Below are 20776 nucleotides of genomic sequence, written 5' to 3'. Positions count from 1 at the left end.
GGCTGATCCGCCTAACCGAGCGAGGCGTGAAACGCGAGTTCCATGTCCTGCGCCAGGCATTCGAGAATGCCGGGCACGAGGCGGTCGTGAAAGTCGATGTGCATGTGCTTCTCGAAGGCCGCCTCGTCCCGGAAGGTGGCGACCACGTGGAACAGGTCCGGATCGTCTTCCGACTGGAGAAACTCGTAGACCAGCGCATCGGGTTCATGTTCGAAGACGAGGCCCTTCAGCTCCGCCTGCAATTCGATCATGCGCTCGCGCATTTCCGGCTTGGTGCACAGGCGCGCAATGAAGCTCTTGCCAGCCATCGGTTCAGCCCTTCGGATGGGGTTCGAGATCGAACAGAAGTTCGCGCTCGTAACTGCCGTCCATGCAGCCGACGATGCGGTCGATCAGATCCTTGTTGTGATCGTACTCCATGTGCGCCTTGTCGGCGCCTTCATCGGCGAAGCTTTCGTAGACGGCAAACATGCCCGGCTCGCCAAGTCGGAAGAACTGGTAGTGCAGCGTTCCCGGCTCCTGCTTGGAAAGCTCTTCCATCTGCCGTGCCATGGCGATGAAATCGTCTTGCCTTTCGTCCTTGATGCGAAAACGGGACAGGAAACTGAAGGCCATGTACTCTCTCCTCAGGCGCGGCCGCGCGATCTTTCGTAGGCGATCCAGGACGGCAGGTGTTCGGGGAAGTCCGCCAGAGCGGGCGTATCGTAGGCCCGGTTGCGGTCGGGCTTGAGCAGGATGTCCGGGTAATCGGACAAGGGCACGTAATAGAGAAACGAGATCTCGCGCTCGGCGAACTTCCAGCCCTGTTCGGTATTGCGGTAGCGGTCGGCATAGCGCAGCCCGGCAACCATCATCTGGCCCTTGCGCATCAGTTCGGCATGACCCGAGACGCGTCCTGTGGCCTCGCTCTTCCCATCGCCTGTGAAGTCGATCTGGACGTCGTGCATGAAGTGATGGCCGGGCCCCAGGACATCGAAACGGCCATGGTACTGTTCGATGATGGCATCGCGGCCCTTGGCATACATGACCCCGTCGGCGGATTTGAGAACGCCGTCTTCGGTGAATAACGAGCGCACGGCTTCGATTTTGCGATCGTCGATATCGAAGCTGTAATGGGCGATGAGCTGCCGAATCTGCGATTCGGCTTCAAGCCTCGCAACGCGGGCTTCCAGTCCATTCACTCGTTGCTCTCCCGGGCCTTCGCCGCGGCACTCGTTGCCGTCGGCCTGGTCTTCGCGGCAGCATAGGCGAGAGCGAAATAAAAACAATCATGAATGCATCATATATGCCTCGTATCGCGGGAGCCCCCGTGAGATCGGCAAGAAGGGCAGCCGATCGGGTGATGCGGTAAGAGCACACTTCCCGACACCCCCAATAAAAACAAACATGATTGATTGCTTAACGGAAAAATCCTGTTATCCAGTCCATCAACTCGCAAACAATGGCGAGGCCACAAGGAGAGAGCGAATGCTGACGAAAAGGCTCTATGGGTCAACATGTGCGCTGGCACTGATTACGGGAATGTTGGCCAGCCCCGCCTGGGCGCAAGATGCAACCGATGAAGCGGGCACTCAGGATGCGGTGCAACCGGCCAAAACGCAGGTGACGTCCACCGGCCTGGCCGAAATCGTCGTGACTGCTACCCGCCGCGCCACCGACCTTCAGTCGACCCCGGTTTCGGTGTCGGCGGTCGACAGTTCCCTGATCCAGCAGGCAAGCCCGCGCGACCTTGGCGATCTCGCCGCGTTCGTGCCGAACTTCTCCGCCGCAACGATCGCGAACTTCAACGCAGCCAGCTTCGCCATGCGCGGCGTGGGCCAGACATCGATCATCGTTTACTTCGAGCCGCCGGTCGCGGTTCTCGTCGACGACTTCGTGGTCCCTTCGGTCCAGACCCAGCTGCTCGATACCTTCGATGTCGCCCAGGTCGAAGTCCTGCGCGGACCGCAGGGTACCCTGTTCGGCAAGAACACCACGGGCGGTGTCGTGACCGTGCGTACGAAGAAGCCGATCATCAATTACGTGGGCGTCGAAGGTCGCGTGGAATTCGGCGACTTCGGCGAGAAGAAGATCCAGGCCGCGATGAACGTGCCGATCAGCGATATCGCCGCGGTGCGGCTTGTCGGCGGATACGAAAAGTCTGATGGCTATTACAAGAACGGGGCGTGCTACGGTCCTGTGACCGGGTTCGTGGACAGCAAGTTCGAAGGCGCGACGGGATGCCTCGACAACGCGACGCTTGGCGGCAAGGACGTCTGGCAGGCGCGCGCCAAGCTCTTGGTCGAACCGACCCCGCAACTCAGCGCGCTCTTCCAGTACGAATGGATCCGCGACCGCTCCGAGGTCGTTCCGTCGGTCAACGAGAACTATCTCTATACCGGCGAGAACGCTTTCCTCACCGATCTGCTCGGCCTGACCGACCCCACTGCGCAGGGGACCGATCCCCTCGACCGCGCGGCCTATACCGGTCGCAACGATGCCCTGCTCAAGATGGGCAAGGGACAGCGCATCTCGGTGGATGGCATCTATGCCAACATCGAATACAATGCCGACTTCGGTACTTTCACCTCGGTATCCGGCTATCGTTTCCAGCGCTCGCGCATTCCGAACTCCTATGCCGGTGCGACGGCACAGGGCAGCGACGGCCAACTGCTCTCCTTCTTCGACGCAACCCGTGACGACGACCGCAAGACCTGGCAGCAGGAACTGCGCTTCGCCTCGGACTTCCAGGGGCCGTTCAACTTCGTTGCCGGCGGTTTCTACCAGCGTGACAAGATCGACTTCTGCGTTTCGCAGATTCTCGGCTTCCTCGACCTGACTTCCGGGCCACTGGATTTTGGCGAGTGGAACAACACGCCTTACCTGCTGTGCAACGCGCAGAAGGCCAAGTCGCGCGCCCTGTTCTTCGAAGGTACATTCAAGTTCAACGACAAGCTGACCTTGTCGGCTGGCGGGCGTTATACCTGGGACGACAAGACCTGGTATGGTCGCCAGCAGACTTTTATCCCGGCGCTTGGCGGTGGTTTCGATCCCTCGATCACCATCGAAAACGCGCTCGACGCCAGTGTCTACAAGTACCCTGCAGGCGTCGTCACCGTATCGGACAAGTGGCGTGAACCGACCTACCGCGCAAGCCTGAGCTACCAGGCGACTGACGACCTCTTCGTCTACGGCACGTACTCGCATGGCTACAAGGGCGGCGGCTTCAACGACCAGATCGGTGGCTTCGCGGCTTTCGGCGAGGATCTCGACGCGTTCCGCGCCGCTGCCCGCGCCACGGATCCGGAAAAGGCCGACAGCTACGAAGTGGGCTTCAAGTCGCAATTCCTCGACAATCGTCTGAGGTTCAACGCGACTGCCTTCTACGTGAAGTACAAGGATCTGCAAAAGCAGCTCAACGTGCCGATCGAGGTGAATGGTCAGCCCAATCAGGTAACGCTGTTCGTCAATGCCGCCAGCGCGACGGTGAAAGGTCTCGAAGTCGAAGCGCAGGCAAACCCGGTGGATGGTCTGACGCTGCGCGGCGTGCTGGGCTACCAGGACGGCAAGTACAACTCGTATACGGCGGACAATGCCGGATACGACCTTTCGAGCGCTCCTCTCGACCGAGCGCCGAAGTGGCAGTGGACACTTGACGGTTCCTATAGCTTGCCGCTTGGAGACCAGTACAAGATCACACTCAATGGCAATGTCGCCTATACCGGACGCAACCTGAATACGCAGGCGATCGACGACCCGCTGGGCAATACTTTCCTCAATGCCCGGACGCTCGTTAACGCTTCGATCACGCTCGCACAGACGGATGACAAGTACTATATTCGTGCGGTCGGCAAGAACCTGACCAACGAGCGTTATCGTATCGGTGTCCAGAATGTTGCCGGCCTCTGGCTCAACTCGCAATATGGTGCACCGCGCTACTTCGGTGTCGAGCTGGGCGTTAAGTTTGGCGAATACCAGTAAAGAAAAGGGGGCTTCTGTCGGTAGGACCGCCGGAGCCCCTAATTTTTTGTGTCGCAAAGCAAGAGGCTGCGTCCGGCTTGGTGCAGGCAAGTGGCCCCGAGAGAGGATAAGCGTGAAACATATCCCCCCGCATGCCGCGCCGCGCCTGATGCTGGTGACTGTCGCCGCCCTTGCCCTGACCTCCTGCAGCGGCGGCGATAATCAGGCCCGCATCGGCACTGATACGGACCGGCAATGGCTCGCCCAACTCGACGATGGCAGCGATGGCAAGGACTGGCCCGCCTTTGGGCGGACTTACGGGGAGCAGCATTACAGTCCGCTCAATCAGATCAATGACGGCAACGTCGATCGGCTCGGTCTTGCCTGGTCGGTCGATCTTCCGCCGGGCAATCCGGCGACCGGACCGATCGAGGTGGGCGGGACCGTCTATCTGGCGAGTGGATACAGCGTCGTACGGGCGATCGACGTCGAAACCGGCAAGGTGAAGTGGACTTACGATCCGCATGCGCCTGAAATGGCCGGCATCAAGCTGCGGCAGGGCTGGGGCAGTCGCGGCATTGCCTACTGGAACCACAAGGTCATCATCGCGACGCAGGATGGCCGCCTTATCGCGATTGACGAAAAGACCGGCAAGCCGATCTGGACTGCCGAGACCCTCTCCAAGGATGATCCCCTTTTCATCTCCGGCCCGCCCCGGGTGTTCGACGGCAAGGTGATCATTGGCAACGGCGGCTCGGACGAAAGCCCGGTGCGTGGGTTCGTCACCGCCTGGGATGCCGATACCGGCAAGTTCCTCTGGAAATTCTATACCGTGCCCGGCAATCCTGCAGACGGCTTTGAAGACGATGCCATGAAGATGGCGGCAAAGACCTGGTCCGGGGACTGGTGGAACTATGGCGGCGGCGGCAGCGTCTGGAACGCCATCACGTATGACAGGGCTAACGACCAGATCCTGATCGGCACCGGCAACGGGGCGCCATGGAACCACAAGATCCGTTCGATGGGCAAGGGAGACAACCTGTTCGTCTGCTCGATCGTCGCGCTCGATGCCAAGACCGGCAAGTACAAGTGGCACTACCAGATCAATCCGGGCGAGAGCTGGGATTTCAATGCCGCCATGGACATGGAGCTGGCTGATCTGGAGATCGACGGAAAACCGCGTCAGGTAGTCATGACTGCCCCGAAGAACGGCTTCTTCTACGTCATCGACCGCAGGAACGGTAAGTTGATCTCTGCCGAACCTTTCGTCGATGTCACCTGGGCGAGCAGGATCGACCTGAAGACCGGCCGCCCGGTCGAAGCGCCCAACGTGCGTTACGAAGATGGTCCGGTGACCTTCCGACCGACCCCGCTCGGCGCACATAGCTGGATGCCGATGGCCTTCAGCCCGAAGACCGGACTGACCTATATCCCGGCGATCGATCTGCAGGTCACTTACGACGATACCGGGATCACGCGTGAGACCTTCAAGTGGGCAGGGGGCATGGGTTTGTCGCCCGGCGTGGGCTATTCAATCGGCGATGGTGGAAAGGATGTCACCGGCTGGCTGATCGCGTGGGACCCGGTGGCGCAAAAGGCGCGCTGGAAGATCCCGATGGAAGTGCACCTCAATGGCGGGATCATGGCGACCGGCGGCAACCTCGTGTTCCAGGGCAGGCCGGACGGCGGCTTCTCTGCCTATAATGCCGAATCCGGCAAGCGCTTGTGGAACTTCGATGCCAAGGCAGGGGTCGTCGCGCCGCCGATCACCTACAGCGTCAAGGGGAAGCAATACGTCACGGTCGTCGCCGGTATCGGGACGAGCGCCGGTCTGTTCGGTCCGATGTTTGCCAAGTACGGCATCGACTATCGTACGCAGCAGCGCCGCGTGCTCACCTTCGCGCTCGGCGCAAAGGGGACCTTGCCGGCCAAGACACCATACAAGGCGGTCGCTTTCGACGATCCCGGTTACAAACCCGATGCCGCATTGGCGCAGAAGGGTGAGCGGATCTTCAACGTGCGTTGCGCGGTTTGTCACGGCACTGCGGCGATCGGTGGCGGCACGGCGCCGGATTTGCGCACCTCGCCCATCCCACCCGATGCCGAGGCTTTTGCATCCGTCGTAAAGGCCGGAGCGCTCGTGCCGAACGGCATGCCCCAGTTCGGGGAACTCTCCCGGACCGATCTCGATGGACTGCGTCAGTATATCCGCTCGCGCGCAGACCTGCTGCGCGAGGGCGACAAGGAGGATGTAGCCGGATCGGTCATGAAACCGGGCGATTGATCTTCGCAGCGCACCTTTCATGGCGTGATAAGTTTGGCGGTGCCGGTATTGCAAATGGCTAGGATCAGACCGGTGCGATGGCGGCAGCGATTGCATTGAGCCCGTGTGCCTCTATCCCTTGCTGCAAATTGATCGCAACAAGGAGGCTCTCGCGTGCCCAGACCTGCACCCCGTCAGATGACAGTCGTTTCCAGCCGCCAGGTTTCACCTTCGCTTTTGCGCGTCACGCTGGGTGGGGACGGTATGGTCGGCTATCCCGAAGGGAATGCAGGCGGCTACGTGAAGTTCATGTTTCCTCCCGCTCCCGGCGCTATGAAGCCGACCGTGCGGACCTATACCATTCGCAACCAGCGCGAGGGCGAGATCGATATCGACTTCGCGCTGCATGGAGACGGCGAAAGCCATGCGGGTCCTGCCACCACATGGGCCCTGCAGGCCGAGCCCGGACAGACCATCGAGCTTGGCGGTCCGGGGGCTGCAAAGCCGCTTCCCTCGGGCTTCGACTACTACATCGTCGCGGGTGACATGACGGCTTTGCCGGCAATTGGTGTCAACCTCGAAGCGCTCGACCGGGATGCCCGGGGCAATGCCATCATCGAAATCCAGAGCGAGGCGGACAAGCAGGCCATCGACGCACCCGAAGGTGTGGCGGTTACCTGGCTAATTAACCCTGTTCCGGGCTCGCAGCCCGATCTGCTGGTCGATGCGGTGCGTGCCGTCGCCTGGCCCGAGGGCAAGGTCTACGCCTGGGCCGCAAGCGAATTCACGGCAATGCGCGGAATGCGCCAGTACCTGCGGACTGAGCGGGGCCTGGGAACGGCCGAACTTTATATCTCCAGCTACTGGAAGCTGGGCCTCAACGAGGACGATCACCGCAGCGTGAAGCGTGAGGATATGGAAACGAGCGGCGAGGGCTGATCCTCAGTCTTCGGGCTGAAGCGAAAGCACGAGCGGAGCGTGACCCCACCGTTCCAGTGCGGCAACCAGGTCGGTCGTGCGCAGGGACAGCGTCGCGGTATTGCGCAAGGGGTGGACGTTGATGGTCCCGTCGGGCGCGAACGCCGCGTCCAGCACGACGGTGACCTTTCCGGCCCGATCGTTGAAGGCGGCGAGCGGCGTGACTGCCCCGGGGGTCACGCCCAGCAGTTCCTTCATCGCCTCGGGCTTGCCGAAGGAGAAGCGTCCCGCGCCCAGCCGGGAGGCGATGAACCTGAGGTCGGCGCGCTCTTCACCCGGCATGGTGACGAGCCAGTAGCGGCCTGCCTTGTCTTTCAGGAACAGGTTCTTGGTGTGATAGCCGGGGATATGGCCGGTCACCTCGGCGCTATCCTCCACGGTCGCCACGGCGATATGCTCGTGGACGGTGAAGACGACCCCGGCACTGTCGAGGTCGGCGAGCAGGGCCTGTTCGCTGTTCAAGACGATGTCGCTGCCCGGCTGTCTCAGTGCCGCTCGGGCCAGAGCGCTGTAAGGGCGATCCTGCGGAACTTCCAGCGACCGTTCTCGCGCACGTATTCGTCGTCGTAGCGACCGATCAGGAAAAGCGGATTGTCATGCCCGCCGCGTGTGGCGAAAGGCGAGGTCGCGGTCTGGCGGGTTATGAGGTCGAGCAGCAGGCAATGCCCCTTGGCCGTGTCGGGGCCGGTCAATGTGATCGAGTGGTTGGCGATCAGGTGCAGGGTGTCCAGTGGTCCCTGGCAATGTTCCCATGTCTGGCGAAACAGGTCGATCACGGCGTCGGCTCCTTCGAAGCTGCCGCCATAGGCCGCGGGATAGGCGCAGACGATGTCGCTCGCGAAGTTTTGTCTGACGGCCTCTTCGTCGATGGTGTCGAAACCGGTCGAATAGGCGACGCGCAGTTCGCGAATGGCTTCGCGCGCGAAAAGCTCTGCCAGATTCATTTCAGCCTGGGTCATTTCAGGTTGTCTCCCGTTTGCGCCTTGTGGCGTCATTTGTCGCTTGGTTGAGGTGCCAACTCGTTCAGCTGCTTCTGGATCTCGCTGAGTTTGCGCAGGTATTCTTCGCGGTCATCTCCCAGAAGTACCAGTGCCGCGGTTTTCAGGAAGCAGGCGTGCAGTTCCAGGCGGCATTGCGGGCTCTCGCAGATGCCCAGCGACCAGCGGCGATAGACCAGGAATTCGTGCATCACATGCTCGCGGGCGAGTTGCTCGATGTCGAGATCGTCGCGTACCCTGCCTTGTGCCTTCATCACCGCGTACCACGCCATGAGGCGATTATGGGCGACCGAGGTGAGTTCCTGCACTTCGAGTTGCCGCTGTTCCGAGGCGAACACGAAACCGACGACAACCCGGGCATAGAGCGTGTCGCGTTCCATTTCGCTGACCATCCAGTCGAGCTCGGAAAAGACGACGTCCAGCGTATAGGTCTGCTGGCGTCGGGCAATGTGCGCGCGCACTTCCTTCATGCGATCGACGACGGTCGCACACACCACGCCGTCCTTGTCTCCGAACAGGCGATAGATCGTGCGCTGCGCGACTTCCGCCTCAAGCGACAGGCGTCGGATCGTCAGGCTGGTCACTCCGCCTTCGCCAAGGATGCGGTGGGCGGTGTCGACAATGCGCTTTCGCCGCTCGCGCATGGCAGGACTGGTGTAGCGACGCCGAATCGATGGCACTTTTTTCGCGGGCCGTTTTTGCGTTGCAGCATCGCGTTCTGGCACAGCGGTTCCTTTTGCCGTTCTGCCGTTTTCTAGGAGCGTAGGTGCGCCCAAAGCAATCCCCTCTTGTTTGCCTGCCGTTGCGATGCGGCAGAAAAAGATCATACATGTTTGTATTTTTTGTCTTCACAAAAATGAACATGTGCACTCATTTATAGGGGCCGCACGAAAAACGGCGCGGTGATTCGAACTGCCGCGACAGCAAGGCAGTCGATGGATGAGGGGAACGTTATGATCGGCAACAGACACCTGAATTGCGCCCTGAAACTGCTCGTTACCGGTTTGCTCGCATCGGCAAGCACGACAGCCCTGGCCCAGACGGCGCCCGATGCCGCCGGTGAAGGCGGGGGTGCTCCGCAGAAGGCCAGCGGCCTTGAAGAAATCATCGTGACCGCAAGGCGTGTCTCGGAATCGCTTCAGGATACGCCTGTCGCGGTTTCCGCCTTCACCGCATCGGCCATCGACAACAAGTTCGCCACCGACATTCGCGGCCTCGCCGGCGACGTGCCGAACGTGGTCATCACGAATGTCCCGGGTTTCAACGCCGCCTCGATCGGCATTCGCGGCCAATCCACCGGCGACATCATCCTGACTTTCGAGCCGGCCGTTGCAGTCGTCGTCGACGACTTCGTGCTTGCGCACGTTCAGACCCAGCTCTTCGACCTGTTCGACATCGACCGCATCGAAGTCCTGCGCGGGCCGCAGGGCACCCTGTTCGGCAAGAATACCGTCGGCGGTGTCGTCAACGTGATCACCAAGCGCCCCGAACCGGGCTTCAGCGGTGAAGTCCGCCTTGGTTATTCAAGCTTCAACACCAAGGATGTGAAGGCGGCGATAAACATCCCCTTCACCGACAACCTCTACTTCCGCGCCGCCGGCTCGTTCCAGGAAAGCGACGGCTATTACCACCTGACGAAGAACAACGACGTCGACGGTATCCAGGGTGTCCCTGGACGTGGCCAGCGCTGGGGCGGATCGAGGTATTTCAGCGGCCGTGCCAAGCTTCTGTGGGAGCCGACCGCCGATACCAACATCATGGCCACTTACGAGATCCTGCGCGATCGCGGGGATTCTCCGCCATCGGTGAACGAGACGCCGCCGGGCTTCCTGTTCGATGTCGTGGGCTTCCCGGGCATTCAGACGACCGGCGCCAGCCCGTTCGATACCGGTACGACGCTATGCGAAGGCTCGGCCACCGGAGCGACCTGTCCGGGCACCCTGAGCGGGCATCGCATCGATGTCGACGGGTTGTACCTGCGCGGTGAGCATAGCTTTGAAGGCGCGGGCACGATCACCGTGGTCGGCGGCTGGCGCCGGGTGAAATCCTCGCTGCCGTCAGACTATACCGGCGAGAACGCCTACCTGTTCGTCTCCACTCGCGACGATACGCGCAAGCAGTACAGTGTCGAGGCGCGCTTCTCTTCGGACTTCTCCGACCGCATCAAGTTCACGGTCGGCGGGATGTACTGGGGCCAGAAGATGGACGCCAATGCGACCAGCTTCCTGGGATTCCTGCGCTTCCTCGGCGATCCGACCGCGCTGACCGATCCGAACCTGTCTACCGCGTACTACAAGGTCGATTCCTACGCGGTATTCGGCGAGGCCGAATACAAGGTGGCCGATCCGTTCTCGATCTTTGTCGGCGCGCGGTATACCAAGGAGGACAAGAGCTTCGCGGTGCAGCCGCAGGTCCGCCGCTCGCTGGTCGAAACCGGGTTCTGGCCGCAGTATTCCGACAGCGCCAAGTTCGATCGTCCGACCATGCGTGCCGGCTACCGCTGGGAAATCGCACCGGGCATCAACAATTACTTCACCTATAGCCAGGGCTACAAGTCGGGTGGCTACAACGAACAGGCGATGTCCGCCACGTCCGCGCTTCCCTTCAAGGAAGAGACCGCAGACAGCTTCGAATTCGGCCTGAAAACGGAAACGGCGGACCGCGTTCTGCGCGTCAACCTTGCTGCCTTCTACGTGAAGTACAACGATCTCCAGCGCGACGCCGTGGTTCCTTTCATCGATCCGATTACCGGTCTGCCGGGACAGGAGACCCGCACCACCAACGCGGGTAAGGCCAAGGTCTACGGCCTTGAAGTCGAAGCTTCGGCCGCGCCTACAGAGGGACTGACGCTTGGTGCCGCGCTCGGCTGGCAGCGGGCCAAGTACCTTGAGTTCTTCACCGACGTGAATGGCGATGGGACCAATGACGATGCGTCCTATCTCCACTTGCGCAACGCGCCCAAGTGGACGCTCAGTGGCAATGCCCGCTACGAATTCCCGCCGGCCGAATGGGGCACTATCGCACTCAGTGCCGATGTGAACTACCAGTCGGAATTCGAATCCACGACGCTCAATGCCGATTTCTCGCAGGGCGAGGCGCGGACCCTGGTCGGGGCGAGCATCGCCTGGACCGACCCCAGCGACAGGTATCGCATTGCCGTATTCGGCCGCAACCTGCTGGACGAAGTCTATCGCGTCTCGGCCAACTCGGTCGCCGGCCTGTTCAACTTCACGAACTATGCGCCGCCGCGTTCCTTCGGCGTCGAAGGCTCGGCGAAGTTCTGATCGATGGTGCCGGGGGCTTCTCCTTGCCTCAGCGCCAGCGGTCGTCTCCCGGGGTGGATCCCGTTCCCGCCCCGGGGGACTGCCCCCGCGCTATCGCAGGCGATGCGGCTGACCGACGCCTGTCGGAACGAGATCGAAGGCAAAGCTGATGCGCTCCTCATTGCCGCCGAAGGGCATCGTGGCGTGCCAGAGGTAGGAGGGGAACAGGATCATGCGGCCTGCCCGGGGCTGCATCACGCGCATTCGACCGCCGCCGCCAAGCTCTTGCGGGAGGGTGCCGATGGCAAAGGCGCCTTCGTCGCCGGAAGCGGCGGGCGCCCTGTATTCGGGATAATAGACCCCGGAAATCCAGTTGGGCGCATGGATATGCGCGCCCACTTCGCCGCCGGGCCGCAGGATCGTGCCCCACAGGGTGAGGCTCCAGTCTGCGGGCAGGGCGCGGAGAAAGGGATGGTCGGCTGCCATGGCGGCCAGACGCGCGTGCTCGTCGGCAAGCCTCGCCGTCGCCAGCGCGCACAGGGCTGCGATGGCCGGACTTTGCGCCTTGGCCAAATCGTCGCTCTGCCGCCCGCCACGGGTTACCAGCCCTTCGGGTTCTTCGGTGAGCGAGGGATGATCGCGCAGCTCATGGACGAGCTTGGCGTTGAATTGCTGCAGATCGGCGAAACCGTGGACGGCCTCGATGTCGTGCACGGTGACGAAGCGGTCGATCGCCATGAGCGCGTCGCGCTCCTCGGCGCGGCTGAGTTTTTCCAGCGCTGCGAGCGAGAGGGCGAGCGGCGTGGTGATCGTCGGCGAGGCGTTTTGCAGAAAGCCGGTGACCTTAAGCGCTTCTTCGCAGCGTTCGGCGCGGATCAGCGCGCGGGCAAGGTTCACGCCCAGCGCATGGTTGGGCGCAGCGGGATCGAACCCGGCGCGAAATACCTCGGCAGCGCCCCGGGCATCGCCGGCTGCTTCACGCAGCAGCCCGAGCTGGTTCGTCGCGCGGACATGGCCGGGCAGGGCGGTCAGCACTTGCCGGGCGAGGGTTTCGGCTTCGTCCCTGCGGCCGAGCGCGGCAAGCGCATCGACGAGGTTGAGCGCGCTTTCGACGTGGCCGGGCCTTGCATCCAGCGCCTGCCGGTAACGGCGCGCGGCCTCTTCGTGACGGCCGAGGCGCGAGAGTGCCACGCCCATGTTGACCAGGGCGTCGGGATGGCCCGGTGCGGTCTTGAGCACGGTTTCGAGCGTATCCACCGCTTCACCGTAACGCTGCGCGGCGATCAGGCAGGAACCCAGGTTGGCCATCGTGGCCGCGTGGCCCGGCCGCAGTTTCAGTGCCGCGCCGAAGGCAGCCAGCGCCTCTTCGATGGCGCCCTTGTTCTTGAGCGCGACGGCAAGGTTCTGATGCCGTCCCGGATCGCCGGGATCGGCATCGCGCGCCGCGGCGAAGGCGGCGAGGGCGCCATCGCCGTCACCCGTGCGCTGGGCGACGATGCCAGCCAGCGTAAGCGCGTCGGCATTGCCGGGTGCCGCTTCGAGCAGGCGCGCGATCAGCGGTCTGGCCGTTTCCGGGTTCGGGCCTTGCGCCGCTTTTGCAGCGTCTTCCAGCAATTGCCCCCACATACAGAAAGGTCTCTCCCATGATTGGCGTCATCATGCATGTCCGCACCAAGCCGGACAAGACGGAGCGCTTCATCGAGCTGATTACCCAGCTGCAGAAGGATGTGCGTGCGAACGAGCCGGAGACCCTGCTGTTTCAGGTCATGCGCTCCGAAGCGGAGCCCAATGCCTTCGCCTTTACCGAGATCTTTACCAGCCACCGGGCGTGGAAGGACCACGCCAAGCGTCCTTACCACGTCGCGATGGCGGACGAGGGCTGGTCCTGCGTCGACGGGGAGGCCGACATTCGCAGCTTCGAGCTGCTTGGAGATGCACCAGTTATGGGAGAGACTGCATGATCGGATCGCTTGAAGGACGCATTGCCCTGGTTACCGGCTGCACCGGGGGGATCGGCAAGGAGACCAGCCGTGCTCTGGGCGCGGCGGGCGCTACGGTGATCGGCGCGGACCTGCCCGAGGATGGTGGCGACTGGAACGAGGGCATCGGGTCCTGTGCCTATCACCGGCTGGACGTGACCGACGAGGCTTCCTGGCAACAGGTCCTCGCAGCGGTGGAACGCGATCACGGCAAGCTCGACATCCTTGTCCATATCGCGGGCATCGTCGTGGTCGAGAAACTGGAGAACACTTCGCTCGAACAGTGGCGCAAGCAGATGGCTGTGAATGTCGACGGGGTGTTCCTCGGCACCAAGGCGGCCATCCCTCTTATGAGCCGCTCGGGCCAGCAATTGCCGCATGGCGCGTCTATTGTCGTCATTTCCTCGGTCGCAGGGTTGATCGGTTCTCCGCTGCATACCGGTTATTGCGCGTCCAAGGGCGCGGTGCGGCTGTTCGCCAAGGCCTGCGCGATGGAATTTTCCGCTCTCGGTTACAAGGTGCGCTTCAACAGTGTCCATCCCAGTGGCGTGAAAACGGGCATGGTCGATCACATTCTGCAGCGCTTCGTCGACAACGGTTTTGCCGAGTCCGTCGAACAGGCTGCCGAAGGTCTTGCCCCGGCCCATCCGATCGGCCGCATGGCCGAACCCATCGACATCGCCAAGGCGGTGCGATTCCTCGCATCGGATGAATCGGGGTATATGCATGGCTCGGAACTCGTCGTGGACGGCGGCTACACGGCGCAGTGACCCGTTTTCGCCGGAACCTGAAACATTGTCCGCACGGACACGCGCACGATTCAGCCACACAAGACAGAACAAACCCAAAAAGGAGAGCGACCATGACGAAAGAACATGATCCGGGAAAACTGGGTGACTTGATCGTCAACATCAATGATTGCCGCGAAGTCGAACTTGGCACGGGCACGACGATCCGGTTGCTGCGCTACAGCGAGGAAACCGGCGACTGGGTGCTCTGGGTACACATGGAACCGGGCGCGACTTTCGCGCCGCACTGGCATCTGGGCCACGGCCAGTACTTCGTCACCAAGGGTGAGCTCATCTACGATGTCGGCTCGGCACCGGCAGGGACCTACGGATACGAGCCGATAGGCTCCCGCCACAGCGAAGCGCGCTGCGAGGAAGTGACCGAATACCTGTTCATGGGCCACGGCGCGGTGGCCTTCACAGAAGAGAACGGCGAGATCCGCTTCATCCTCAATCACGAGTTCCTGCGCGATGTCGTCAGCGGCGCGGCCCGCTCCAACATTGCCAACGAAGGAATGGAAGAAGCGGCATGACCAGCCCGTCCAATCCGCGCGCGGATCGCCTGCGCGCCATGCTTGCCGGGGAAGGGCTGGCCGCTGTCGTGCTCAGTCACCCCCATGACGTCCGCTATGCCACGGGCTACCACTCGGTCCTCGAACGCTGGGGCCAGATGGAGCCGGTGGCTGCCGCGATCGTCTACGCCGATCCGGCCAAGCCGCTCACGCTGGTCATTCCCGAGGCGAACCTGGGCATCGTTGCCGTGCTCAACCGGCAGGAAGAACGCTGCACCTTCGGGGAAGTCCGCACGTTCGAGATGCTCAACTTCTGCGAAGTGAGCCGCTACATCGATCCCGATCGCAAGGGCGGACAACTGGCGCAGGACGCGATGGCGCTGTCCGGGGCGATTGCCGGAGAGTGCCAGAGCGACATCGTGGCTGCGATCGCTTCGGCGCTGGTCGATCACGGCATGGCCGGAAAGGCGATCGGCTTCGACGAACCGCGCGTGTCGGAAAAGCTGCGGTCTCGGCTGAAGCATGAATATTCGGACGCACTCGACTTCATGATCCGCGTGCGGGTGGTCAAGACGGGCGAGGAACTGGCGCGCTATCGCAAGGTGGGCAGGATTGCCGACGCGATCATCGCCCATGCCGGCTCTTTGCTGCACGAAGGGGCGGACTGGAGCGACGTTCAGGCACGCATCTGCGATTTCATGGTCCGCCACGAAGTCATCCCCGTCGACGAAGGCGCCATGCTCTTCGGCGGTGCCTACGAGCAGGATGACTTCATCCCGGATCTTTTTCGTACTCAGGGCAATCGGGCCCTGCGGCGGGGCGACATCGTCATCCTCGAGACCCAGGGTATCCACGATGGCTTCTGGGTCGACATCAACCGCACCGCCGTCATCGGCGAACCGAGCGCCGAATACCGGCGGCAGCACGATATCCTGCGGGATGCCTTCCTGATGATGGTGGAACAGCTGCGCCCGGGCGTCAGCACCGCCAGCCTGCCGCAAATCGGGTATGAACACTTGAAGTCCAAGGGTGTCGCCACGCCTGAGAAGCTGCTGGTCGTGGCGCATGGGATCGGCCTCATGCCGCTGGAAATCCCGTTGCCCTATCCTTCCGCGGGCCTTGCCGGGGTCAAGGAGGGCTTCGTCCTCGAAGAGGACATGCTGATCTCGCTCGACAGTCTCTACTTCGGCGCGAAGCTCGGCCCCTGCCACATGGAAAACGTCTACGCGATCACGAATGACGGGCCTGAATCGATGTACCAGGCCCCACTCGAACTGATCGTGGCCCAAGCCGCGGACCGCGCCATGGCGCAGCCTGCCGGTGCTGTTTGAGAGAGGAACGATAACATGAGCATTGCAGGCGATAACGACCGCAAGATCGAAAAGTACCGGCGGATGCAGCGCATTCGCCAGTTCGAGGCGAAGGCGGAAGCCATCCATGCCCAGGGCGAGATCCCGGGCGCCCTGCATACTTACGCCGGGATGGAAGCTTCCGGCGTCGGCGCCTGCATGGCGCTGCGCGATGACGACTACATGGTCGGCAATCACCGCAGTCACGGTCACCCGATCGCCAAGGGCGCGGCCCTGCGCCCGCTCATGGCCGAACTGCTCGGCAAGGCGACCGGTGTTTGCAGGGGCAAGGGTGGCTCGATGCACCTGTCCGATTTCGCGATGGGCAGTCTTGGTGAGACGAGCATCGTCGGCTCGGGCGCTCCCGTTGCCGCAGGCGCGGCACTGGGGGCCAAGCTGCAGGGGCTGGACCGCGTGGCGCTGTGCTTCTTCGGCGATGGTGCCTCCAGCGAAGGTGCGGTCCATGAAGGCATGAACCTGGCCGCCGTGTGGAAGCTCCCCGCGATCTTCGTGTGCGAGAACAACCGCTTCGGCATGTCCACGCCGACCGCCCATGCAGTTGCCGGAGAAAATGTCGCGGATCGCGCCAGGGGCTATGGCATTCCGGGCGTGATCGTCGACGGGCAGGACGTCGATGCGGTGGAAGATGCGGTGCGCGAGGCCGTCGATCGCGCCCGCGCAGGGCTGGGGCCGACGCTGATAGAGACGAAGACCTATCGCTATGGCGACCATGCCGTAAACATGGGCCGCGAACTGACCCCGCGTGGACCGGAGCACGACGAGTGGCTCGGCCGCGATCCGATCACGCTTTACCGGGCGCGGCTGGAAGCGGCCGGAGTGTCAGCAGCCGATCTCGACGCCATCGACAAGGCGGTCGCCGGAGAAGTGGCAGATGCCCTGAGCTTCGCACGCGAAAGCGCCTATCCCGAATTCGAGGAAGCCTTCGACCATGTCCTGGTCGAGCGTCTTCCCATTCCCGACGACGTCCGGGCCCACGCCTGAGAAGGAGAGCAACATGGCAAAGGCAACCTATCTCGACGCGATCCGGCAGGCCCAGATGGAGGAAATGCAGCGCGACGAGCGCGTCTTCATGATGGGCGAGGATATTCGCTGCAATGTCTTCGGCACCACGACCGGCTTCGTCGACCTGTTCGGCGAGGAGCGCGTGCGCGATACGCCGATCTCGGAAAACGGCTTCATTGGCGCGGCCGGCGGCGCGGCGATGGTCGGCATGCGGCCCATCGTCGATGCCACGATTTCATCGTTCCTGTTTCCGGCGATGGACCAGATCTGCTCGATCATCGCCAAGTCACGCTACATCTACGGCGGGCAGGCGCGCCTTCCACTGGTGCTGCGGTCGTGCCTCTTTTACGGTAATTCCAACGCGGCGCAGCACTCCGACCGCCCCTATTCCATGTTCATGAACATGCCGGGCCTCAAGATCATCGCCCCGTCCAATGCCTATGACATGAAGGGCCTGCTCAAGGGCGCCGTACGCGATGACAATCCCGTCCTCAGCTTCGAGGACTCGACCTGCTGGATGAACAAGTCCGAGCTTCCCGACGATCCCGATTTCGTGATTCCGCTGGGCAAGGGCGACATCAAGCGCGAAGGTACCGACATTAGCGTCATTGGTGTTGCGGGCGGTGTCAACGTGGCTCTCAGGGCCGCCGAGCAATTGGCCAGGGAAGGCATCTCGATCGAAGTTGTCGATCCGCGCACGCTGGCTCCGCTCGACCGCGACCTGATCCTGCAGTCGGTACGCAAGACGGGCCGCGCGATCTGCGTCGATCCCGCGCACATGACCTGCAGCGCGGCCAGCGAGATATCGGCAACGATCGTGGAACACGCATTCCACGCCCTGCGCGCGCCGGTCGTGCGCGTAACGACGCCGGACACGCACCTGCCGTTCAGTCCGCACATCGAAAAGCCGCTCTATCCCTCGGTCGAGCGCATCGTCGACGCCGCGCGCAGGCTCGTCGGCGCGGTCGCACCCGTTCCAGCCTGAGGAGGAATACGCATGGCGCAATATACGGTCGTTCTTCCGCAATACGGCATGGGAATGCAGGACGGCGAAATCGTCAAATGGCTCAAGGGCCCCGGAGACAAGGTCGAAGAGGGCGAGAGCCTCGTCGAAGTCGAAGCGGCCAAGACGACGGTCGAAGTGCCTTCGCCGGTTTCCGGCACGCTGCTGGAAATCGTTGCCCGGGAAGGCGAAACGGTGGACGTTCGCGCGCCGATTGCAGTGATCGAAACCGGCTGATCTCCCGCGCCGGTCGAGAGGTGCCGGCCATGGACCGGTGACAGGACTATAAGGGTACGGGAGAGCATGAAGATGGCGCAAGCGAACGGTTCGCCGCGCTGGCCGCGATGGTTGGTCGGCGGGTTTCTGGCAATCGTCGGTCTGGTTCTGGCCGGCGGGGGGCTGCGCCTCCTCATGCTGGGCGGTTCTCTCTACTATCTGCTTGCGGGGCTTGCCTGCCTTGTCTCGGCGGGACTGATCTGGCGTGCGGATCGCCGGGGCCTGTGGCTCTATGCCGCGATGCTGCTGGCAACGCTGGGCTGGGCGCTGTGGGAAGTGGGCGGCGCCTTCTGGCAACTTCTGCCGCGCCTTGCCGGGCCCGCAGTGATCGCGCTGGTTCTGGCCCTGCCGGCGGTACGCCGGACGCTGACCCGGGCCGGGGACACGGCCACGCGCTTTCTCCCCGGCATCGCGGGTCTGCTGTGCGTTCTCTTGCTTGTCGTTACTTACGCCAATGTCCCTGTCTATCTGGTCGGAGCGGGACGGCAGGCCCAGGCCTTGCCGGTGCCTGCCGTGGATCCGGCGGCAACGCAATGGACGGCCTACGGCGGCAACGCCTCGGGCACGCGTCATTCGCTTGCGGGGCAGATCACGCCGGGAAATGCGCCGAAGCTGGAAAAGGTCTGGTCGTTCGAGACGGGCGATACGCTCGAGAAGCGGCCCGAAATCAAGGCGCCGATCTCGTTCATGGCGACCCCGCTGATGGTCGGGGACCGGCTCTACTTCTGCTCGCCGACGGGCAAGGTCTTTGCGCTCGATGCCGATACCGGCAAGCAGCTGTGGATGCGCGATCCCCAGGCGAATCCTGCCAATGCGCAGATGTTCAACTGCCGGGGCGTTTCCTATCACAGCGATCCTGCCGCGGCCGGTTCATGCGCCAAGCGCGTGATCAGTGCGACTCTCGACGGCCGACTGCTGGCGAGCGATGCCCTGACCGGCAAGCCTTGCGCCGACTTCGGGAAGGACGGCAGCGTCGATCTCGATGCCGGCATGGGACCAATCGACCCGCTCATGTCCTATACGACTTCGCCGCCCGCGATCGTGGGGAATACCGCGATCCTGGGATCCTATGTGCGCGACAACTTCTCGAAGTTTGATCCATCGGGCGTGGTGCGCGCCTATGACGTAAAGACCGGCAAGCTGCTATGGGCCTGGGACAGCGGCCGACCCGACGATGCGCCAAGGCCCGGCCATGGCCAGAGTTGGACGCGCGGTTCGGCCAATGCATGGAGCGTGTTCAGCGCCGATCCGAAGCTCGGTCTCGTCTACCTGCCAACCGGCAACGCCACGCCTGACCATGTCGGCACCCATCGCACGCCGATGCTCGAGCGCTATGCCAGTTCTATCGTCGCGCTCGATGCGGCGACCGGCACGGTGCGCTGGCATTTCCAGACCGTGCATCATGACTTGTGGGACTACGACGTGCCCGCCCAACCGGTGTTGTTCGATTTCCCGGTCGGCAATCGCACGGTCCCGGCGCTGGCCGCACCGACCAAGCGCGGCGACATCTTCATTCTCGATCGCGCGACCGGCAAGCCGCTTGTCGGCGTGGAGGAGCGCGCCGTGCCCAAGGGCAAGCTGCCCGGCGAGACCTATTCGCCGACCCAGCCTTTCGTCACCGGCTTCCCTTCCTTTGCGCCCGATCCACTGACCGAGGCGGGGATGTGGGGCACCACGCCGCTGGACCAGATGTGGTGTCGAATACGCTTTCGCTCGCTCGATTATGTCGGGGCCTTTACCCCGCCGTCCGAGCGGGGGGCGATCCAGTGGCCGGGTACTTTCGGGATACTCAACTGGGGCAGCGTCAGCATTGATCCGCAGCGGCAGCTGATTATCGTCAATTCTTCGGCCGTTCCGCAGGAAGTGCGCCTGTTCCGACACGGTGCCGATAGCGACAGGCCGGCTGACGCCACGGATTCCCATGCGCCCGGGTATCTGCCGCAGGTCGGCACGAACTACGGCGTGAGCCTGTTGCCGATGCTCTCGCCGCTTGGCATTCCCTGCGAGGCGCCGCCATGGGGCCATATTGCCGCGATCGATCTGAAGACGCGCAAGCTTGCGTGGAAACGCACTTTCGGGACTTCACAGGATACGGCGCCCCTGGGCGTTCAGGTGCCGGGCGCCTTCAACCTGGGCGGGTCGGTCAACACCGTCAGCGGTGTTACCTTCATCGGTGCTTCCATGGACAACTACGTGCGCGCCTTCGAGACGGCGACGGGCCGCGAGTTGTGGAAGGGCAGGCTTCCCGCAGGCGGGCAGGCCACACCGATCACTTACGTCTCGTCAAAGACGGGGCGGCAGTATGTGGTGATCGCATCGGGTGGGCACATGTACATGGGTACGACGCCGGGCGACTATGTCGTCGCCTTCGCGCTGCCTGCTACGCAATAAGGGCTGCCCGACAA

Annotated in this window: 19 protein-coding genes; 12 read left to right on the top strand and 7 right to left on the bottom strand. The window is 62.8% G+C overall.

Going from position 1 to position 20776, the window contains the following annotated elements; translation table 11 throughout:
- Window positions 1-11: 11 nt before the first annotated feature.
- Genes B5483_RS12045 through B5483_RS12035 form a run of 3 tightly spaced genes read right to left on the bottom strand, consistent with a single transcriptional unit; the run spans window position 12 to window position 1181 of the window.
- The gene (locus B5483_RS12045; RefSeq protein ID WP_079730523.1) at window positions 12-308 is read right to left on the bottom strand and encodes a putative quinol monooxygenase; all 297 of its coding nucleotides are present in this window, start codon (window positions 306-308) and stop codon (window positions 12-14) included.
- Between the two features lie 4 nt (window positions 309-312).
- Window positions 313-615: a putative quinol monooxygenase gene (locus tag B5483_RS12040; protein WP_079730522.1), complete on the bottom strand. Its 303-nt coding sequence runs from the start codon at window positions 613-615 to the stop codon at window positions 313-315.
- 11 nt (window positions 616-626) lie between these two features.
- Entirely contained in the window at window positions 627-1181 is a 555-nt protein-coding gene (locus B5483_RS12035) for a nuclear transport factor 2 family protein (protein WP_079730521.1), read from the bottom strand.
- Window positions 1182-1467: 286 nt separating this feature from the next.
- Between B5483_RS12035 and B5483_RS12030 the strand changes: the two genes are divergently transcribed.
- The 3 genes from B5483_RS12030 to B5483_RS12020 all read left to right on the top strand — a co-directional run bounded on the left by B5483_RS12030 (window position 1468) and on the right by B5483_RS12020 (window position 7141).
- Complete coding sequence (locus tag B5483_RS12030) at window positions 1468-3960, top strand: TonB-dependent receptor (protein WP_079730520.1); 2493 nt, start codon at window positions 1468-1470, stop codon at window positions 3958-3960.
- A 112-nt stretch (window positions 3961-4072) separates the two neighbouring features.
- Window positions 4073-6223: a PQQ-dependent dehydrogenase, methanol/ethanol family gene (locus tag B5483_RS12025; protein ID WP_245829076.1), complete on the top strand. Its 2151-nt coding sequence runs from the start codon at window positions 4073-4075 to the stop codon at window positions 6221-6223.
- A 153-nt stretch (window positions 6224-6376) separates the two neighbouring features.
- Window positions 6377-7141 carry a siderophore-interacting protein gene (locus B5483_RS12020; protein WP_245829073.1) on the top strand — a complete coding sequence of 255 codons (765 nt, stop codon included), beginning with the start codon at window positions 6377-6379 and terminating at the stop codon, window positions 7139-7141.
- A 3-nt stretch (window positions 7142-7144) separates the two neighbouring features.
- On the opposite strand, the gene B5483_RS12015 is transcribed toward B5483_RS12020, so the two are convergent.
- Genes B5483_RS12015 through B5483_RS12005 form a run of 3 tightly spaced genes read right to left on the bottom strand, consistent with a single transcriptional unit; the run spans window position 7145 to window position 8858 of the window.
- Window positions 7145-7642 (bottom strand): prolyl-tRNA synthetase associated domain-containing protein, encoded by a 498-nt coding sequence (locus tag B5483_RS12015; protein WP_139383978.1) that lies wholly within the window; start codon window positions 7640-7642, stop codon window positions 7145-7147.
- Between the two features lie 23 nt (window positions 7643-7665).
- On the bottom strand, window positions 7666-8139 hold the full coding sequence (locus B5483_RS12010; protein WP_176168024.1) for a nuclear transport factor 2 family protein: 474 nt from the start codon (window positions 8137-8139) through the stop codon (window positions 7666-7668).
- A 32-nt stretch (window positions 8140-8171) separates the two neighbouring features.
- Complete coding sequence (locus tag B5483_RS12005; protein WP_054945140.1) at window positions 8172-8858, bottom strand: TetR/AcrR family transcriptional regulator; 687 nt, start codon at window positions 8856-8858, stop codon at window positions 8172-8174.
- 273 nt (window positions 8859-9131) lie between these two features.
- Here B5483_RS12005 and B5483_RS12000 point away from each other — a divergent pair, with 273 nt between their 5' ends.
- Complete coding sequence (locus B5483_RS12000; RefSeq protein WP_079730702.1) at window positions 9132-11462, top strand: TonB-dependent receptor; 2331 nt, start codon at window positions 9132-9134, stop codon at window positions 11460-11462.
- 90 nt (window positions 11463-11552) lie between these two features.
- Here B5483_RS12000 and B5483_RS11995 read toward each other — a convergent pair whose 3' ends face one another.
- Window positions 11553-13067, bottom strand: coding sequence for a tetratricopeptide repeat protein (locus tag B5483_RS11995; RefSeq protein WP_079730515.1), 1515 nt, complete (start codon window positions 13065-13067; stop codon window positions 11553-11555).
- Between the two features lie 17 nt (window positions 13068-13084).
- Here B5483_RS11995 and B5483_RS11990 point away from each other — a divergent pair, with 17 nt between their 5' ends.
- From B5483_RS11990 to B5483_RS11955, 8 genes are all read left to right on the top strand, one after another.
- A complete protein-coding gene (locus B5483_RS11990; protein ID WP_054945137.1) occupies window positions 13085-13402 on the top strand; it encodes a putative quinol monooxygenase in 318 nt (105 codons plus the stop codon).
- Entirely contained in the window at window positions 13399-14190 is a 792-nt protein-coding gene (locus B5483_RS11985; protein ID WP_054945136.1) for an SDR family oxidoreductase, read from the top strand. The genes B5483_RS11990 and B5483_RS11985 overlap by 4 nt, the downstream gene beginning before the upstream one ends.
- 92 nt (window positions 14191-14282) lie before the next feature.
- A complete protein-coding gene (locus B5483_RS11980) occupies window positions 14283-14741 on the top strand; it encodes a cupin domain-containing protein (protein WP_054945135.1) in 459 nt (152 codons plus the stop codon).
- Window positions 14738-16051, top strand: a complete 1314-nt coding sequence (locus tag B5483_RS11975; RefSeq protein ID WP_079730514.1) for a M24 family metallopeptidase — start codon at window positions 14738-14740, stop codon at window positions 16049-16051. The genes B5483_RS11980 and B5483_RS11975 overlap by 4 nt, the downstream gene beginning before the upstream one ends.
- A 15-nt stretch (window positions 16052-16066) precedes the next feature.
- A complete protein-coding gene (locus B5483_RS11970) occupies window positions 16067-17071 on the top strand; it encodes a thiamine pyrophosphate-dependent dehydrogenase E1 component subunit alpha (protein ID WP_079730513.1) in 1005 nt (334 codons plus the stop codon).
- Between the two features lie 13 nt (window positions 17072-17084).
- Window positions 17085-18077, top strand: a complete 993-nt coding sequence (locus tag B5483_RS11965; RefSeq protein WP_079730512.1) for an alpha-ketoacid dehydrogenase subunit beta — start codon at window positions 17085-17087, stop codon at window positions 18075-18077.
- A gap of 12 nt (window positions 18078-18089) precedes the next feature.
- Window positions 18090-18332 carry a biotin/lipoyl-containing protein gene (locus tag B5483_RS11960; RefSeq protein WP_079730511.1) on the top strand — a complete coding sequence of 81 codons (243 nt, stop codon included), beginning with the start codon at window positions 18090-18092 and terminating at the stop codon, window positions 18330-18332.
- 72 nt (window positions 18333-18404) lie between these two features.
- Complete coding sequence (locus B5483_RS11955) at window positions 18405-20762, top strand: membrane-bound PQQ-dependent dehydrogenase, glucose/quinate/shikimate family (RefSeq protein WP_079730701.1); 2358 nt, start codon at window positions 18405-18407, stop codon at window positions 20760-20762.
- The last annotated feature ends 14 nt before the right edge of the window (window positions 20763-20776 follow it).

It is taken from the genome of Novosphingobium mathurense (genome assembly GCF_900168325.1).
GTDB classification, from domain to species: domain Bacteria; phylum Pseudomonadota; class Alphaproteobacteria; order Sphingomonadales; family Sphingomonadaceae; genus Novosphingobium; species Novosphingobium mathurense.
Note: the sequence above shows the minus strand (reverse complement) of the source record. Positions and strands in the feature narration are given on the sequence as shown.

What these genes read in the sequence shown, in the direction of transcription:
- B5483_RS12045 (WP_079730523.1), bottom strand. Translation starts at nt 308, where the DNA reads ATGGCTGGCAAGAGCTTCATTGCGCGCCTGTGCACCAAGCCGGAAATG.
- B5483_RS12040 (WP_079730522.1), bottom strand. Translation starts at nt 615, where the DNA reads ATGGCCTTCAGTTTCCTGTCCCGTTTTCGCATCAAGGACGAAAGGCAA.
- B5483_RS12030 (WP_079730520.1), top strand. Translation starts at nt 1,468, where the DNA reads ATGCTGACGAAAAGGCTCTATGGGTCAACATGTGCGCTGGCACTGATT.
- B5483_RS12010 (WP_176168024.1), bottom strand. Translation starts at nt 8,139, where the DNA reads ATGACCCAGGCTGAAATGAATCTGGCAGAGCTTTTCGCGCGCGAAGCC.
- B5483_RS12000 (WP_079730702.1), top strand. Translation starts at nt 9,132, where the DNA reads ATGATCGGCAACAGACACCTGAATTGCGCCCTGAAACTGCTCGTTACC.
- B5483_RS11995 (WP_079730515.1), bottom strand. Translation starts at nt 13,067, where the DNA reads ATGTGGGGGCAATTGCTGGAAGACGCTGCAAAAGCGGCGCAAGGCCCG.
- B5483_RS11990 (WP_054945137.1), top strand. Translation starts at nt 13,085, where the DNA reads ATGATTGGCGTCATCATGCATGTCCGCACCAAGCCGGACAAGACGGAG.
- B5483_RS11985 (WP_054945136.1), top strand. Translation starts at nt 13,399, where the DNA reads ATGATCGGATCGCTTGAAGGACGCATTGCCCTGGTTACCGGCTGCACC.
- B5483_RS11980 (WP_054945135.1), top strand. Translation starts at nt 14,283, where the DNA reads ATGACGAAAGAACATGATCCGGGAAAACTGGGTGACTTGATCGTCAAC.
- B5483_RS11975 (WP_079730514.1), top strand. Translation starts at nt 14,738, where the DNA reads ATGACCAGCCCGTCCAATCCGCGCGCGGATCGCCTGCGCGCCATGCTT.
- B5483_RS11970 (WP_079730513.1), top strand. Translation starts at nt 16,067, where the DNA reads ATGAGCATTGCAGGCGATAACGACCGCAAGATCGAAAAGTACCGGCGG.
- B5483_RS11965 (WP_079730512.1), top strand. Translation starts at nt 17,085, where the DNA reads ATGGCAAAGGCAACCTATCTCGACGCGATCCGGCAGGCCCAGATGGAG.
- B5483_RS11960 (WP_079730511.1), top strand. Translation starts at nt 18,090, where the DNA reads ATGGCGCAATATACGGTCGTTCTTCCGCAATACGGCATGGGAATGCAG.
- B5483_RS11955 (WP_079730701.1), top strand. Translation starts at nt 18,405, where the DNA reads ATGGCGCAAGCGAACGGTTCGCCGCGCTGGCCGCGATGGTTGGTCGGC.